The following is a 2,574-nucleotide window of genomic DNA, read 5'->3' on the forward strand; positions in this document are numbered from 1 at the left end:
AATGGAATTTCCCAACTGAACAAGGAAAAGTTTTACCTGAAACATTACCTTATCACTTTAACATTATCGATACTCCCGGACACGTGGATTTTACTGTTGAGGTAAATCGTTCGTTACGTGTGTTGGATGGTTTAGTTTTCTTATTTAGTGCAGTAGATGGTGTTGAGCCTCAATCTGAAACTAACTGGAGACTTGCTGACCAATATCGTGTTCCAAGAATGGGATTTGTTAACAAAATGGACCGTCAAGGTTCAAACTTCTTAGGAGTTTGTCAACAAGTTAGAGATATGTTAAAATCTAATGCGGTTGCAATCACATTGCCAATCGGAGAAGAAATTGACTTTAAAGGTGTAGTGGATTTAGTTAAAAACCAAGCTATTGTTTGGCATGACGAAACATTGGGAGCTACATTTGACGTTGTAGATATTCCTGCTGATATGGTGGATGAAGTAAAACAATACCGTTCAATTTTGATTGAAGCGGTGGCGGATTATGACGAAAACCTTTTAGACAAGTATATGGAGGACGAAAACTCTATTACTGAAGAAGAAATAAATAATGCTTTACGTGCTGCTACTATGGATATGGCTATCATTCCTATGATTGCCGGATCTTCTTTCAAAAACAAAGGAGTTCAATTCATGTTAGATGCCGTATGTAAATATTTACCTTCACCAATGGATAAAGAGGGAATTGTGGGTATTCACCCTGATGATCAAGATTTATTGGAAGAAGATCAAAGAAAGATTTTACGTAAACCGGATGTTAAAGAGCCGTTTGCTGCTTTAGCTTTTAAAATTGCTACCGACCCTTATGTTGGTCGTTTGGCTTTCTTCCGTGCTTACTCAGGTCGTTTAGATGCTGGTTCTTATGTATTGAACACCCGTTCAGACAATAAAGAACGTATTTCTCGTATCTATCAAATGCACGCAAACAAACAAAACCCAATCGATTATATCGAAGCAGGTGATATTGGAGCTGCTGTAGGATTTAAGGATATCAAAACAGGAGATACATTGTGTGATGAAAAACACCCAATTATTCTTGAGTCAATGAAATTCCCTGATCCGGTAATTGGTATTGCTATTGAGCCTAAAACAAAAGCTGATGTTGATAAAATGGGTATGGCTTTGGCTAAATTAGCGGAAGAAGATCCTACGTTTACGGTTAGAACAGATGAAGCTTCCGGACAAACGATTATTTCAGGTATGGGTGAGTTGCACTTAGACATTCTTGTAGATCGTATGAAACGTGAGTTCAAAGTGGAAGTAAACCAAGGTGAACCTCAAGTTGAATACAAAGAAGCTTTCACTAAAGCAGCACAACACAGAGAGACTTATAAAAAGCAATCTGGTGGGCGTGGTAAATTTGGTGATATTGTATTTAAACTTGGACCAGCTGACGACGTAGACGGAAAACCATATGTTGGTCTTCAGTTTGTGAATGAAGTTAAAGGTGGTAACGTTCCTAAAGAATATATTCCATCGGTTGAAAAAGGTTTCAAAGAAGCTATGAAAACAGGTCCGTTAGCCGGATATGCAGTAGATAGTTTAAAAGTAACTTTATTAGACGGATCTTTCCACCCTGTGGATTCAGATGCACTTTCTTTCGAATTGGCTGCTAAAATGGGTTACAAAGAGGTTGCAAAAGCTGCCGGAGCTGTAATTCTTGAGCCAATCATGAAAATTGAAGTAATTACACCTGAAGAAAATATGGGTGATATTGTTGGAGATTTAAATCGTCGTAGAGGTCAAGTAAATGACATGGGAGATAGAGCTGGTGCAAAAACGATTAAAGCGTTTGTTCCATTATCTGAAATGTTTGGATATGTAACTACTTTAAGAACATTGTCTTCTGGTAGAGCAACTTCTACAATGGAATTTTCACATTATGAACAAACTCCTTCAAACATTTCTGAAGAAGTTATCAAAAAAGCTAAAGGAAACGCTTAATTCTAACGAAAATGAGTCAAAAAATCAGAATAAAATTAAAATCTTACGATCATATGTTAGTTGATAAATCAGCTGAGAAAATCGTAAAAACTGTAAAAAGTACAGGTGCAGTGGTTACCGGACCAATTCCGTTACCAACACACAAAAAAATATTCACTGTACTACGTTCTCCACACGTTAACAAAAAATCAAGAGAACAGTTTGAAGTGAGTTCATACAAAAGATTGTTAGATATCTACAGTTCTTCTTCAAAAACCATTGACGCTCTAATGAAATTAGAGTTACCTAGTGGTGTTGAAGTTGAAATCAAAGTGTGATAATGTACAAAGATGAAAGTATTAAGTAGTAAGACATTCTCTTACTGCTTAATATTCTTGTCTTATTACAAAACAAAAAATTAGAATTTTTAATCATTTATAAATAGTTTAATATGTCTGGGTTAATTGGAAAAAAAATCGGCATGACTAGCATTTTCGATGAAAACGGGAAGAATATTCCTTGTACAGTAATCGAAGCTGGCCCTTGTGTCGTTACCCAAGTCAGAACCAAAGCGGTTGACGGGTATGAAGCGTTTCAGCTTGGTTTCGATGACAAAACAGAAAAACACGCTACTAAAGCTGAC

2 protein-coding genes and 1 pseudogene are annotated in these 2,574 nt (G+C 36.4%); all 3 read left to right on the plus strand.

Annotated elements, in window-relative coordinates; translation table 11 throughout:
• The coding region (gene fusA / locus C0512_RS15130) for an elongation factor G (RefSeq protein WP_290863066.1) at positions 1-1,952 on the plus strand (1,952 nt) is incomplete at its 5' end.
• An 11-nt stretch (positions 1,953-1,963) separates the two neighbouring features.
• Entirely contained in the window at positions 1,964-2,269 is a 306-nt protein-coding gene (gene rpsJ, locus C0512_RS15135) for a 30S ribosomal protein S10 (RefSeq protein WP_023579610.1), read from the plus strand.
• A 113-nt stretch (positions 2,270-2,382) separates the two neighbouring features.
• Positions 2,383-2,574, plus strand: a pseudogene (locus C0512_RS15140) (50S ribosomal protein L3); the annotation flags it as partial.

The organism is Flavobacterium sp., from assembly GCF_013822155.1.
Taxonomy (GTDB): Bacteria; Bacteroidota; Bacteroidia; order Flavobacteriales; family Flavobacteriaceae; genus Flavobacterium.